Genomic DNA, 14,494 nt, shown 5'->3' with positions numbered 1-14,494 from the left:
CTCCATTCCCCTTATCTAACATTGATTTCTCTATTATTCTGCTACGATATGCCAGTTATAGAACTCATCCGTTCCACCTGGAGTTACTTTCACTCCACCAACACGCTTGTTGATTGCCCATGCATCTTCACGTTGCTCGAAGAAGATAACAGGAAGCTCTTCGTTTACAAGCTTTTGCCACTCAGCATATACTTCTTTACGATATTCGATGACGTCTTGGTCACCTTCTGGGAATTGAACACCCTTCTTGATTAAAGCATCAGACTCTTCGCTTAACCAACGCCACATGTTCCACTTATCAGTTGATAACCAAATACCAGCTGGATCTGGATCATATGAAAGTCCCCATGCACCATGGAATGTTTCTACAGATGGATCATCTGCTTCGATTGAGTCATAGAATAGGTTGAAGTCTTTTAAAGCTCCACCATTAAGCTTTGCATCTAAACCAACTTCTTGCCAAGATTGGATAACGAATTGTGCACGTGCTTCAGATGTTTCAGCACCGCTCATCGCATCAAAGTTAATCGTGAACTTCTCACCGTTTGGATCTTCACGGAAACCATCTCCGTCTACATCTTTATAACCTGCTTCATCAAGTAATGCTTTTGCTTTTTCTGGATCATAATCATAAGTGTTGATTTCAGAATCATCGATTTTAGCCCAAGATACTGAAGGAAGTGGAACGTTTAATGGTTTTCCTAAGCCGTTACGGAATGCATCAACGAAAGATTGACGATCTAGTGCATGTGCCATTGCATGACGAACACGCTTATCAGAGAATTTAGGGTTATCCATTACAACTTTACCAGCTTTTGCATCATAACGACCTTGGTCAATACCGATGTAGCTGTATGACATTGCATCGATTGTTACAGGGTTAATATTAGATAATGCTTTAATTTGCTCCCACTGATCAGATGGAGCTTGGATTACATCAATTTCACCATTTTCGATTAAACCTGAAGCTAGAGAACCGTCAATGATTTTATAAACAACTCCATCTAACTTCGCTGGTCCACGCCAGTAATCATCAAAACGCTCAAATTCTACCATTTCACCAGGTACAATGTTTTTCACTTTAAATGGTCCTACTCCAATTGGGCTCTTACGAACTTGGTCAGAGTCAGGAAGCTCTTTAGAAGTTAATTCACCATAATAATGCTTTGGTTCTGGATAAGACCAAATATTATCAATTAAGTTAACAGATGGCTCTGTTACTGTAACTTCAATTGTGTAGTCATCTACAACTTTAATACCTTCAATTGTTTCAGCTTTACCATCTTTGTACTCTTGAGCACCTTTGATCATTGCTACGTTTGCAAAACGTGCTCCTTCATATGTTGGATCTGCAATTAAGTACCAAGCATATTCATAATCTTCAGCAGTTAATGCTTCACCATCATGCCATGTTACATCTTCTTTAAGCTTGAATGTTACAACTGTATTATCTTCATTGAAGCTCCACTCAGCTAAATTAGGAATTGGTTGAAGCTCATCATTGTAAGCTACCATACCCTCGTGCATAAATTGAAGGGCATTTGCATCATCTTCCCCTTCGTAATAAGCATACGAAAGAACACCTTTAAATGGTTGAGTGTAACCAAATGTAATTGTTCCACCTTCTTGAACTTCTCCACTTTTCTTTTCTTCGTCATCTTTCTTCTCAGGCTCATTACTTGTCTTGTCGCCAGAACAAGCAGCTAAGAATAGAGACATAATAAGCATGATTGATACTAGCCAAAATGCTGACTTTTTCATCGTTTTCCCCCCGATTTCATTTTTTTGTTTTGGGTTTAATTATATAAGTGACATGCGACTCTGTGCCCAGGCTTCACCTCCTTTAAAGTAGGCTTAATTTTCTGACATTCAGAAGTAGCATGAGCGCAACGAGGATGGAAAGTACATCCTGATGGAGGGTTGATTGGACTTGGTACGTCCCCCTCTAATATGATTCTTTCTTTCTTTTTCCTAGGATCTGGCTCAGGAATAGCAGAAAGTAAGGCCTGTGTATAAGGGTGAAGCGGCTCTTCATAAATGCTATCTTTTTCAGCAACCTCGACTAGCCCGCCTAAATACATAACACCAATTCGATCACTCATATGTTTTACTACACTTAAGTCATGGGCGATAAATAAGAATGTAAGATCAAACTCATCTTGCAGCTCTTTCAGAAGATTTAGTACTTGTGATTGTACCGATACGTCTAGAGCTGATACAGGCTCATCAGCAATGATCAATTTTGGTTTTAATGCAAGTGCTCTCGCAATACCAATCCTTTGTCTCTGTCCACCTGAAAACTCATGGGGATATTTATAATAAGCATCTTCTGGTAGACCAACCTTCTCTAGAAGTTCAATCACCTCTGGTTTTAGCTCACTTTGAGACTTTTTATAATAGTTTCGAATTGGTTCCGAAACGAGATGTCCAACCATCATAGTCGGATTAAGGGACGCATATGGATCTTGGAACACCATTTGAAAGTCCTTGCGAATCTTTCGTAAAGTAGTTCCTCTTACATTTGTAATATCATTTCCTTCAAATATGATTTTTCCGTCGGTTGGCTCTAGTAAGCGAAGAATTGTTCTTCCTGCTGTCGACTTACCGCATCCTGATTCTCCTACTAGGCCAAGAGTTTCTCCTTTTTTGATTTCAAAGGACACATCATCGACTGCTTTAACTGCACCAATCGTTCTTCTAAGAATCCCACCCTTGATTGGATAGTATGTTTTTAGATTAATAACTTCTAATAATGTTTCGTTTTGACTTTTATCTCTTTTAGTTACTTGTGAATCTTTTACATCTGTTGACATTATGCGTTCACCCCTGCTTTCGGCTGACTTGTTTCGTAGAGTAAGCAAGAGACCTCATGTCCATCTTCATTCTCTGCTAGCTTCGGACTAATAGTTGTACACTCAGTCATAGCTTGAGGACAACGAGCAGCAAACTTACATCCTGTCTTCGGCATATTCTTTAAGGATGGAACTATTCCTTTAATTGAACTCAACACTTCTACATTTTCATCCATCTTTGGAATCGCACCCATTAAGAGCTTCGTATAAGGATGCTTCGGCTTATGGAATAAAGAATCAACGTCCGTGCGTTCAACAATCTTTCCGGCATACATAACAATCACTTCATCACACATTTCTGCTACAACACCAAGGTCATGTGTAATGAGAATGACTGACATGTCATTCACTTGTTGAATTTCCTTAAGCAGGTCCAAGATTTGGGCTTGTACCGTTACGTCTAACGCAGTTGTAGGCTCATCTGCAATTAATAGCTTTGGTTGACATGCGATTGCAATTGCAATCATAACCCTTTGTCTCATACCCCCTGATAATTGATGAGGATATTCGTCCACTATTTTCTCAGGCCTTGAAATCCCTACACTTTTCAATAAGGCGATGCTTTTTAATCGTGCTTCTTTTTTAGAAATCTTCATGTGATTAAAAAGAACTTCTTGAAGCTGAAACCCGATAGAAAATACTGGGTTTAATGAAGTCATTGGCTCTTGGAAAATCATCGCTACATCTTTTCCACGAACTTTATTAATCTCTCTATCTGACATATTCTCTAAATGGACACCGTTAAATAAAATCTCACCTGAACGAATTTTTCCGATGCCTTTAGGAAGAAGCTTCATGATCGAGAGACTCATCACTGATTTTCCACAACCTGACTCCCCTACGATTCCAACAACTTGGCGTGGTTTAACAGTAAATGACACATTGTCAACCGCATTATGGTATTCGCCATCAATGGAGAAGGCTGTTTCTAGATTTTTCACCTCAAGTAAAGGTGCGTCTTTTTTCAATGGAGTTTTAACGCTCATAGTACACCTCTTATATTTTTTGAAATTATCTGTCAATTTCATCTATTTGATTAAAATACTATTACAATCCGATTACATTTGCAAGATTTTTTTTACAATTATTAATATTCTTTTTATATGAAAATTAAAAAAAGCCCAATCTTTAGGGCTTTAAAGCGTTTCGTGTTAAGAAAATAATTACTACGAATCTATAAAACTTTCGGTTGGCAAAATAAAAGTTGCTTTTGTAGAAAAATGATTTTCATTCTTGTAATTTTCAATGATATAATATCCAGCTGCGTATCCAAGCAAGACGGGAAGCCTTCCAAGCCCATATAATACTCGTTCATGGATGGCTTCTCCTTTCCTAGAATCCTTATACTTAAGGATATATTCTTCCCAAAAATCTTCCAGTTTGTCTCTAGAATAATATCGACACCATTTTGCTATATATTCTTCTCCGCAATATTTCTCTACCATATGCTCAGCGAGTCCTTCTAACACAATTGAATCTAATAGAGTATAATCCGATATCGATTTCTTTTGCTGATATATTCGACAGACATGATGGTATTCATGCACGAAAAGTGCTTCGTATTCCTTTTCATCATTTAATGGACTTAGAAACAAAAACATTTTATCTTTAAACGACACTCCTGCTTTTGCTTCGCTTCTCTCTGGATTTTTCACTTGATCATTAAAGGGAAAAATGTAAATGGGTAGGTCGGGGCCATCCCATTTTTTCTTGTATTTTTGATAGATCTTTTCGATTTTATTCCATACATCTATTTCCTGGAGCTTCTGAAATTGTTGCTGGCTACTTATTCCCGGTCTATACATTCCAAAGTTTCGTAAATACTCGTAAATAGGTTCCGGGTGTTTTTCTTGAAAGTCATTAAGTAGGCGTTTGCAAATAAGTATCGGTTGGTTTAAGTCTTTTTTGAGCCATTCGTCTGTACGTATTACCCCATCTTCCCCACTCCTCACTAATATTTACGTTAGTTTATGATTATTTATGTTTATTGTTGTTTATTTTGGAGGGGAAAGTGGAGTCAGATGTAATTTCTAATTGCTTCAATACTTGATTGAGTTTGAAATCCATAAGAATAAGCGGTATATCCATTAGCTTCACGAGTTTTACCATTATGCAATATCGTACTAAAATAGTGAATGTTGTGAGAATAGTAATCCAGATGCTTGCTTTCCTCAGTCCATTGCCTGAATGGAAGTAACATGTTCAAAGTTTTTCTATTATAAATAAAAAAAGACTATAGACAAACTCAAATTGCTTCGAGATGTCTACAGTCTAAAAGTCCGAGTATTCTCGGTCTTATCCTTCATACTTTTTAAATACGATTGTTGCGTTATGTCCTCCAAAGCCTAGAGAGTTACTCATTGCAGCTTTAAGCTCTTGTTTTCTTGCTTCATTTGGTACGTAATCAAGGTCACATTCTGGATCAGGCGTCTCAAGGTTAATCGTAGGTGGTAAAATGCCTTCTTTAAGAGCTAATATTGTGAAGATAGCTTCTACTCCTCCTGCTGCTCCGAGTAAGTGGCCTGTCATTGATTTGGTTGAACTTACGGCTAGCTTATACGCATGCTCACCAAACGTTTCTTTTATCGCTAATGTTTCAAATTTGTCATTGTAATCCGTACTAGTTCCGTGCGCGTTAATATAACCAATGTCTGCTGGTGACAATCCTCCATCAGATATCGCCATTTTCATCGCTCTTGCTCCACCTTCTCCTGCTGGAGCAGGTGCTGTAATATGATAAGCATCACCAGTTGCCCCGTATCCAACAATTTCAGCGTATATTTTCGCACCACGTGCCTGTGCATGCTCTAAAGATTCAAGGACAATTATTCCTGCCCCTTCCCCCATTACAAATCCATCACGATTTTGATCAAATGGTCGACTTGCCGTTTTCGGATCTGGATTCGTTGATAATGCTGTATTTGCACAGAAGCCTGCTAATGACATTTTGGTAATTGGAGCTTCACTCCCCCCAGTAATCATTGCATCTGCATCGCCACGCTGAATGACTTTAAAAGCATCTCCAATAGAGTTTGTTCCAGTAGCACACGCGGTCACTGTACAAGAATTAAAGCCTTTTGCTCCTAGTGTAATTGAAATTTGTCCTGTAGCCATATCAGGAATCATCATCGGAACAAAGAACGGGCTTACTCGTCGATACCCTCGGTTTAAAAAGGTCTCATGCTGCTGTTCGAATGTTTCCATTCCTCCAATACCTGAACCAACCCAAACCCCTATACGGTGAGCATTTTCATCGTTTATGTCTAGGTCTGCATCCTTCACTGCCATTAATGATGCGGCAACTGCGTAGTGAGTAAAGCGGTCCATTTTTCTTGCATCTTTTTTTTCGATAAAGTTTTCAACTTGAAAATCCTTTACTTCTGCTGCCACTTTTGCCGGATAATCCTCTGGGTTTAACCTTGTTAACGGTCCAATTCCTGAAACACCAGCTACAATATTTTGCCAAGCTGTTGTTACATCATTTCCGACAGGTGTTACTGCTCCAAGCCCCGTAACAACTACTCTTCTTTTTTCCATTGTTTTCCCAGCTCCTTTGATCGACTTATTTTGTGTATGATTTGTATTATTTTAATTAACGTCCCCAGCGCAATGCGATTGCACCCCAGGTTAGTCCTCCGCCGAATCCTACCATAACAACTAGGTCATCGTCTTTAATTTTGCCTGCTTCTAGCTCTTCTACTAAAGAAATTGGAATAGATGCTGCAGAGGTGTTTCCATATTTATGAACCGTTTTAGACATTTTCTCTTCTGGAAGCTCTAATCGTTGTCTTGCTGCCTCCATTATGCGAATGTTCGCTTGATGTGGAACTAAGAAATCCACATCTTCTTTTTGGAGCCCAGCTTTTTCTAGTACATTAATGCTGCTCTCTCCCATTTGTCTAACGGCAAACTTAAACACTTCACGACCGTTCATTATGACATATTCGTCTTGGTATAAATGCTTTGAACCCGAACCATCTGCGCCGAGCTCAAACGACAATATTCCTCTACCGTTTGATACGGGTCCTAGTACAACTGCTCCTGCTCCATCTCCGAATAGAACTGCTGTATTTCGATCATCCCAATCTACGATCTTTGACAGTTTTTCTACACCTACTACTAATACATACTTGTATGAATTTGTTTCAATAAATTGCTTTGCTGTAATCATACCATACATAAACCCAGCACATGCTGCACTAATGTCCATAGCTGCAGCTTTCTTGGCACCAAGTCTTTCTTGAAGCAAGCAAGCTACAGATGGAAAAGGTTGATCTGGAGTAACAGTTGCTACTAATATCAGCTCGATATCTTCAGGCTTAATGTTTGCATCATTTAGTGCTCTAACAGCAGCTTCATATCCTAAGTCAGATGTATCTGTATCATCTCCTGCAATTCGTCTCTCTTCAATGCCTGTTCTCGTGCGAATCCATTCATCAGAAGTATCCATCATTGTTTCAAGCTCTTGATTCGTCACAACTCTTTCTGGGAGGCATCTACCAATTCCTAATATCCCTGCATTCATGCACCCAACTCCTTTTATTGTCCTATTCATTCATCTGCTTACTTTAATGTATCGTAAAATATTATTTTTATTATCAATTATTATGACTTGGTACTAATTTTATCAAATAGCACCTAACTTTCGCAACACATTTGTACGAATCAAATAAAAATTGACTCTATATAGCAACTGTCTATACGCCTATTAATTATTACACATAAAATATTACAAGGGATTTGAAGGGAGGGAATGAATATGAGTGAAAACGAGCCCAGAGACGATTTCTTTGATCGGTTTATGTTCGGACCACAAAGACGCCCAATTGCAAATGAAGAGGAGCAAACACGCAGGAGAGATGTTAATCTTTTTTGGTTTCCGAGAAATCAAAATAGGGCTGGACAGCCAGATAAAGAAGCAGGAGAGGAATTCGAGGAGAAAGATCCTAACAATCTAACGAACTTATCATTTCTAGATAATATTGAAATAGATGAGCTATTCACCCATTTCGATACACTAATGACGTCAGCTGGAAAACTCAAGCCATTGTTCCAAAAAGCTAAGCCGTTTATTAGTCAATTTTTAAAGAGTGGGCAAGATTGATCAATTTAAGCAGTGTTTGGAATTCTATAAATATAAATAATCAATTGGGGAAACGGACTCAAGATTTAAGACATTGTGAAAACTTCTATCTTTTAAGTGATGAGTCTCTCCATTGGTTTGAGATTAAAAGGTCAATAGTGGAATGCAGCGGAAATCAAGTGACTGGAGCAGAATGGAACGTACCAGCTTTGAAAAAATCTAGTTCACTTAAATGAAGAATATCCCTCTTGTAAGCAAACTAGGCTACTCAAATTGAGCAGCCTAGTTTACTTAATTTCCTATTTCTTTTTTTCCATCTTCTTTCCCCAACTCATAAGCCTCACTCATCACTTGCGTAAATAACGCCATAAAAGGTTGAATCATTTCCATAGAAAGCTCAACGCCTGATTGTTCAAGCTGTTGTTTCGCTTCAGGTAGGTATTTCATCGCAATTTGCATAAATTCCATTGTTTTATCTTGAGACATGTTCCATTTCTCCTTTATCATTCATTCGGAAGCTGTCCTGTTTCTTTGTAAACCTGGATATATTGATTAATTTGTTCTTTAAATTGATAATCAATATCTGGGCTAAACTCACCTAATGAGATGACATCATCTTGAAAATCAAAAAATAAGTTCCCAGAATCCAAGTCTCCATTTTGAAACTTTTCAGCAACCACTTCATATAATGTGTCAACATGCTGAATTGTGCTAGTTAATACTGTTGATTTTCCTAAATCAGACTGATCTGAAATATAGCCAATGGCATACAATCCATTTTCTTTTACTTTTTCAATGACAGGTACATTATACCCATCACCTGCAGGGTAAACAACATCGATTTCATTTTCTAACATATTATCTAATAATTGCAACGCCTTTTCGTCATGATCCCAATGTCCAACATATTGGATATCAACATTAACGTTTTCATTTTCAAAGAACGCTCCATCATAAAAGCCTTCTATTTCTGGCTGCCACTCATAAGCAGCAATGATCCCCACCCTTTCCGAATTCGACATATTGGCTGCTACCATTCCGCCAAAAAAACCCATTGCATATGCCTTAAAATTTAGGCTTGTCGTATTTTCTTTTGTGGCATTTCCATTAAAGCTCACAAAGTGGATATCTGGGTAATCATCAGCTATTGCATTAAAATAGACAGCATACTCATTTCCATGACCAAAGATTAGATTTACACCTTTTTGGGCATATTCCCTAATGGCTCGTTCCGCTATTGGTTGTGTATTAATTCCCTCTTTATAGTAGACATCCACATCAAATTTCGATTGGATCTTTAATAACCCTTTATAACCCTTTGTTCCCCAAACCTGGTCATTTACCGTTTCTGGGACTAGAAGACCTACTTTTTTAATATTTCCTGCAGACATAGGTTGTCCACAAGCGGCCACTAAAAGAAGGCACATTACTACAAACACCGAACGGTACAATATCCTATGCATCTCCTTTTCTTCCGCCTTTCTTTAATGGATGACCCTATCCCATCCTATTAATTCATAATTTCTCCAATATAGATAATAACAATTACATTTTACATGGTAACTTTTTTGATGAAAAGATTTTTTTACTTTGAAGGTGGATCACTAAGTCAGAATACAGTATAAAAGAGGGAGGTACGTTATTCATCATACATCCCTCCCTCACGAAACATCTTCTATTAAGTTGGCTGTGATTCCTTTTCAAAGTGCCTATACTTCTATTATGTTGTTAGTAAATAAAGAAAATATCGCTTCTTTCCTTCTATTGAATAACATTTTCTAAGAAAGATGCCTATTCCTCTACCTATGAAGGTAGGTCCGTTCAATTTGTTGCCTTTGTCTTTCCAAGCCTTCCGAGGGCGTACAAGAAAAAGGAACATGAATGATTTGATTTGCTTTATTCAGATTGAAGAGCCTTTGTTTTTGTTCGATTTGTTGTGGAATCTTTAAGAGCTTGGCACACTTATCCCAATGATGAGAGAGTGAACTTTTCAATATCACTTCTCTTGGACTGTTCGTCTTAGCTAATGTAATCACCTGATTGATAGCATCATCAACATAGATAGCATCTTGATTGTATTCCCGATCATTCCACTTAAGCTCTCTATCTTCCCCATTATTCTGCATTAATAATGCGTTATGAAAGAGAGATTGGGAAGACTGCCATGGCCCATAAATGGTAGGTAGATAAACCATTTGAGCAGTTGCCGAACGAAATAACTGTTCTTTTCTAGCTTCCTCAAATCCATTGGAGAGTAGATTAATTGGCAAAACAAGAACAATTTTTGCTGAAGTCTCTTCAAGTTGGTAGTTTAACATAATCCTGCTGAATACCTTCTCCTTACGCTGGTGAAAATAATCATAATAATTTACAAAAATTACAGTTTGATTGTCATTCGTTAGGTGATCTTCTATTTCACCTGAAGCATAATAATCAGTATAGTTTGCATTTCTCCCAAATTCAAATTGCATTTCTTCAACATACTCAAGTTGATTATTATAAATCCCGCTTACTTCATAGCCCTTATTCAATAATGTTCTGCACAAATGAAACCCAATAAACTCATAATTTCCTATTACAATTGCCTTGTCCATCATCATGCCTCCCTGATGCCTTGTCATTCTATCCTATGCTCAGGGAGGTTCAATTATTTCTTACAAAACCCTTACAAGTTTGTCTCATTCTTTTTAAAGAACTTAGTCATTTGATATCCAATTTGCTGCTTTTTCTCTGGAAGCATGTAGGTAACTGTTACAGGAGAAGCTGCATCCTCCCATTTAACAGAGAGCTGCTTTAAAATATTTGATTGCTTATAAGCTCTATTTCCAGACAGCACATGGATGATTTGTACAGGTAATCCATTTGAAATCGAGTTTGGTTCTTGATTATCCTTTATTACTGTATCTTCAATTTTGGTAATTTCAGTTCCATAAGAATAAGCAAGCTCCTTTAATACCTTTTTATAAAAAAACTTATGTTCCTTTTCCTGCTCCAGATGCTTCGATAGAGAAAGAACGGGATTAACTAGTAGGACAGAGCGGATTTTTGATTTCATTTCATCCATCAGCTTTAGTGCTACCAACGCTCCCATCCCTTCAGCTAACAAATGAATTTTCTCATTTAGGATTTCCATCCGAATCATATACTCATACAGTCGTTTCGCTAGTTCAACAGCACGCTCACTCCCCCAGTTCTTTCCGTAAAGATTTGAATAAAAGACTGTATAACCCTCATTTTTCAGCTTCTCAATCATTGCACGTTTACCTTCATTTTGTGTCCAAAAACTACTTTTTTCATCAACATAGTGACGTTCATCCCCGATGATAAGGACACCGAAACCTGTTGGCTGCTTCGGATAGTGAATCATATTCCATTCGGTATCCAGTTGAAAGTTTCGGCTTTCCATTCTAAAAACTCCTTTTGCCATTATTTGCTCTTAATAATGTATGAAGTTTCACATAAAATGAAAGGGAGTTTGCCTATTTTTATGAAAAACAGCTTCAACTCCCCTATCCGTCAAATGAAGAATTGTTTAAAATGGCGTTTATTATTTTTTTTGGTTATGGTAAGATGGAAAAGGATTTAAATAGTATGAGGTGATTACAGGTGCAATACTTTTGGACTTTTTTCTGGACATTCCTTTTAGTTGAGATGCTGACTTATGTCGCTAGTTCAATGATCGGTACTGACTTTAATTATGTAACCGGTGCCATTTTAGCTGTTGGCGCTACGATCTTAATCTTAGTTGTACCTTCTATTATCCCTAATGAACCAAGTGGACATGATTCACATTAATGGAGAAAATCGTCAAAGCAAAATGACTTTGACAGAGGGAATATCGAAGCCGTTTTTGGCTTCGATATTTTTGATTTAAGGAATACCATTTTATTCTATGACTAGTTTGAGTTGGTCTTCCTCGATTGTTATTGTTACTTGGCCATGATTATGAATTGATCCTGAAATAATTTCTTTTGCCAATGCTGTTTCAACATGACGCTGAATGAAGCGCTTTAGTGGTCTCGCTCCATAGACAGGGTCAAATCCGTTTTCTGCAATATATTCTTTCGCATCATCTAATATGCGTAGCTGAATGTGTTGTTCTGATAATCTTCTCTGTAAGTCATTTACAAGCTTTACAACAATTTGTTTAATTTCATGAAGTGAAAGTGGGTTAAATAGGACGATTTCATCTACACGATTTAAAAATTCTGGACGAAAATGAGTACTCAATTGACGGATAATCATGTTACGTGTTTCTTCTTTCATATCATGATCCGTATTTTCTTGATCTAATAATATGTTAGAACCGATATTAGAAGTCATAATTACAACTGTATTTTTAAAATCCACGTTTCTTCCTTGCGAATCTGTTACTCTGCCATCATCAAGGATTTGTAGAAGAATATTAAACACATCTTTATGTGCCTTCTCTATTTCATCAAATAATATGACAGAGTACGGCTTTCTTCTAACAGCTTCCGTTAATTGACCTCCTTCTTCATAACCTACATACCCTGGAGGAGCTCCAATTAATCTGGAAACAGCATGTTTTTCCATATATTCCGACATATCGATTCGGACCATTTGATCCACACTATCAAATAAGGATTGGGCAAGTGCTTTTGCTAATTCCGTCTTACCAACTCCTGTAGGGCCCAAAAAGATAAATGATCCAATAGGACGATTAGGATCTTTAATCCCCGCCCTTGCTCGAAGCACGGAATCTGATATTAAACGAACTGCTTCATTTTGACCTACGACCCGCTCTTGTAAAATACTTTCTAAGCGGAGAAGTTTTTCACGTTCTCCTTCAACAAGCTTTGTAATGGGGATACCAGTCCACCTTGCTACAATCCCAGCTATTTCTTCTTCCGTTACTTCTTCTCTTAGTAGCCTGTCTTCTTCTTGACTAATTTCTACCTCGAGTAAGCGTAGTTCTTTTTGTAACATTGGAATCTTTCCATGCCTTAATTCAGCCGCTTTATTCAAATCATAGTTACTTTCTGCTTGATCTAGCTCACTTTTAAATTTTTCGATTTGCTCCCGTTTTTCCCGTACCTTTTGGATTCCCTCTTTCTCAAGAAGCCACTTACCTTTCATCGTATTGGCACGATCTCGATAGTCAGCTAATTCTTTTTGAAGCTGAACGAGTCGCTCCTTGCTTTCAAAATCTTTCTCATTTTTAAGAGCTGCCTCTTCAATCTCAAGCTGGATAACTTTTCTTGTTACCTCATCTAATTCAGTAGGCATAGAATCGATTTCTGTACGAATCATTGCACAAGCTTCATCAACGAGATCAATTGCTTTATCTGGTAAAAAGCGTTCTGTAATATATCGATCAGATAATGTTGCAGCAGCTACGATCGCCCGGTCGTGAATATTCACTCCATGATGAATTTCAAAGCGTTCTTTCAACCCTCTTAAAATGGATATCGTATCTTGCACATTTGGTTCTTGTACGATTACTTGTTGAAATCGACGCTCAAGAGCTGGATCCTTTTCAATATACTTTCGATGTTCATCCAAGGTTGTCGCCCCAATACAATGTAGCTCCCCACGAGCAAGCATCGGCTTCAACATATTCCCTGCATCCATCGCACCTTCTGTTTTGCCAGCTCCAACTATTGTATGGATTTCATCTATAAATAGTAAGATACGCCCCTCACTTTTTTTTACTTCATGAAGTACCGCTTTTAATCGCTCTTCAAATTCACCTCGAAATTTGGCTCCAGCAATAAGCGAACTAAAATCCAAAGCGAATATCGTCTTATCCTTTAATCCTTCAGGAACATCTCTCCTAACGATCCTTTGGGCTAATCCCTCCACAATAGCTGTTTTACCTACCCCAGGCTCACCAATTAACACTGGATTGTTCTTCGTTTTTCTCGAAAGGATTCGAATGATATTACGAATCTCAGAATCTCTTCCGATTACTGGATCGAGCTTACCAGATTGAACTTCTGTTACAAGGTCACGACCATACTTTTTTAACACTTCATAAGTTGCTTCAGGATTTGATGATGTCACTCTTTGATTCCCCCTTATCTCTTTGATTACACTCCAAATGGTTTCTTTATTAACATTCTCTTTTTGAAGAAACTGACCTATTTCACTGTTCGAATGCTGGCTTGCTGCTATAAGAATATGTTCAACTGACAAGTATTCATCCTCTAGCTTCTGCATTTCCTTCTCTGCTGAAGAAATGATAACTTGCAGGTTTTTCGTAATATAAAGCTTCCCTTGCTCCACTTTAGATCCTGTCACCTGAGGATATTTCTTAAGCCATTCGCTTAATTGTTGTAGTAGTTTATCAGATGAAAGGTTCAATCTTTCTAGAATAATTGTGACTAGACTGTCATCTTGGTTCAAAAGAGCTAGATATAAATGAGCTTCTTCTATCCCTTGATGAAGCTCTTGAATCACCAACGTTTGTGCATTCATGAAAGCTGATTGTAGTCGTTCAGTCATCTGATTAAAGTTCACAGCAATTCCTCCTTTGACCTTTTTTGACCTTTATATTTACCATTATAAACCTTTTTGTACATATGTAAAGCCACCC

Annotated in this window: 13 protein-coding genes; 2 read left to right on the top strand and 11 right to left on the bottom strand. The window is 37.7% G+C overall.

From position 1 onward, the window contains the following. Positions 1-33 precede the first annotated feature (33 nt). From opp4A to LS684_RS06075, 6 genes are all read right to left on the bottom strand, one after another. Positions 34-1,761: an oligopeptide ABC transporter substrate-binding protein gene (gene opp4A, locus LS684_RS06100; RefSeq protein ID WP_233810727.1), complete on the bottom strand. Its 1,728-nt coding sequence runs from the start codon at positions 1,759-1,761 to the stop codon at positions 34-36. Positions 1,762-1,796: 35 nt separating this feature from the next. Further along, entirely contained in the window at positions 1,797-2,813 is a 1,017-nt protein-coding gene (locus LS684_RS06095; RefSeq protein ID WP_233810726.1) for an ABC transporter ATP-binding protein, read from the bottom strand. Further along, on the bottom strand, positions 2,813-3,838 hold the full coding sequence (locus tag LS684_RS06090; RefSeq protein ID WP_233810725.1) for an ABC transporter ATP-binding protein: 1,026 nt from the start codon (positions 3,836-3,838) through the stop codon (positions 2,813-2,815). Before LS684_RS06090 ends, LS684_RS06095 begins: the two co-directional genes overlap by 1 nt. A gap of 180 nt (positions 3,839-4,018) precedes the next feature. Further along, complete coding sequence (locus tag LS684_RS06085; protein ID WP_233810724.1) at positions 4,019-4,804, bottom strand: DUF2268 domain-containing putative Zn-dependent protease; 786 nt, start codon at positions 4,802-4,804, stop codon at positions 4,019-4,021. Between the two features lie 343 nt (positions 4,805-5,147). After that, positions 5,148-6,389: a beta-ketoacyl-ACP synthase II gene (fabF, locus tag LS684_RS06080; protein WP_233810723.1), complete on the bottom strand. Its 1,242-nt coding sequence runs from the start codon at positions 6,387-6,389 to the stop codon at positions 5,148-5,150. 55 nt (positions 6,390-6,444) lie between these two features. After that, positions 6,445-7,377, bottom strand: a complete 933-nt coding sequence (locus LS684_RS06075; RefSeq protein WP_233810722.1) for a beta-ketoacyl-ACP synthase III — start codon at positions 7,375-7,377, stop codon at positions 6,445-6,447. A gap of 234 nt (positions 7,378-7,611) precedes the next feature. Between LS684_RS06075 and LS684_RS06070 the strand changes: the two genes are divergently transcribed. Beyond that, the gene (locus tag LS684_RS06070; RefSeq protein WP_233810721.1) at positions 7,612-7,956 is read left to right on the top strand and encodes a hypothetical protein; all 345 of its coding nucleotides are present in this window, start codon (positions 7,612-7,614) and stop codon (positions 7,954-7,956) included. Between the two features lie 270 nt (positions 7,957-8,226). On the opposite strand, the gene LS684_RS06065 is transcribed toward LS684_RS06070, so the two are convergent. From LS684_RS06065 to LS684_RS06050, 4 genes are all read right to left on the bottom strand, one after another. Continuing rightward, positions 8,227-8,421 carry a ComZ family protein gene (locus LS684_RS06065; protein ID WP_233810720.1) on the bottom strand — a complete coding sequence of 65 codons (195 nt, stop codon included), beginning with the start codon at positions 8,419-8,421 and terminating at the stop codon, positions 8,227-8,229. A gap of 17 nt (positions 8,422-8,438) precedes the next feature. Then, a complete protein-coding gene (locus tag LS684_RS06060) occupies positions 8,439-9,398 on the bottom strand; it encodes a BMP family ABC transporter substrate-binding protein (RefSeq protein WP_233810719.1) in 960 nt (319 codons plus the stop codon). Between the two features lie 336 nt (positions 9,399-9,734). Next, positions 9,735-10,535: a GDP-mannose 4,6-dehydratase gene (locus LS684_RS06055; RefSeq protein WP_233810718.1), complete on the bottom strand. Its 801-nt coding sequence runs from the start codon at positions 10,533-10,535 to the stop codon at positions 9,735-9,737. A 65-nt stretch (positions 10,536-10,600) separates the two neighbouring features. Then, positions 10,601-11,341, bottom strand: a complete 741-nt coding sequence (locus tag LS684_RS06050; RefSeq protein WP_233810717.1) for a lipase family protein — start codon at positions 11,339-11,341, stop codon at positions 10,601-10,603. Between the two features lie 200 nt (positions 11,342-11,541). Between LS684_RS06050 and LS684_RS06045 the strand changes: the two genes are divergently transcribed. Further along, a complete protein-coding gene (locus tag LS684_RS06045; RefSeq protein ID WP_233810716.1) occupies positions 11,542-11,730 on the top strand; it encodes a YjzD family protein in 189 nt (62 codons plus the stop codon). Between the two features lie 90 nt (positions 11,731-11,820). Here LS684_RS06045 and clpB read toward each other — a convergent pair whose 3' ends face one another. Beyond that, positions 11,821-14,418 (bottom strand): ATP-dependent chaperone ClpB, encoded by a 2,598-nt coding sequence (gene clpB, locus LS684_RS06040; protein WP_233810715.1) that lies wholly within the window; start codon positions 14,416-14,418, stop codon positions 11,821-11,823. Positions 14,419-14,494: the final 76 nt, after the last annotated feature.

It is taken from the genome of Cytobacillus spongiae (genome assembly GCF_021390075.1).
Note: the sequence above shows the minus strand (reverse complement) of the source record. Positions and strands in the feature narration are given on the sequence as shown.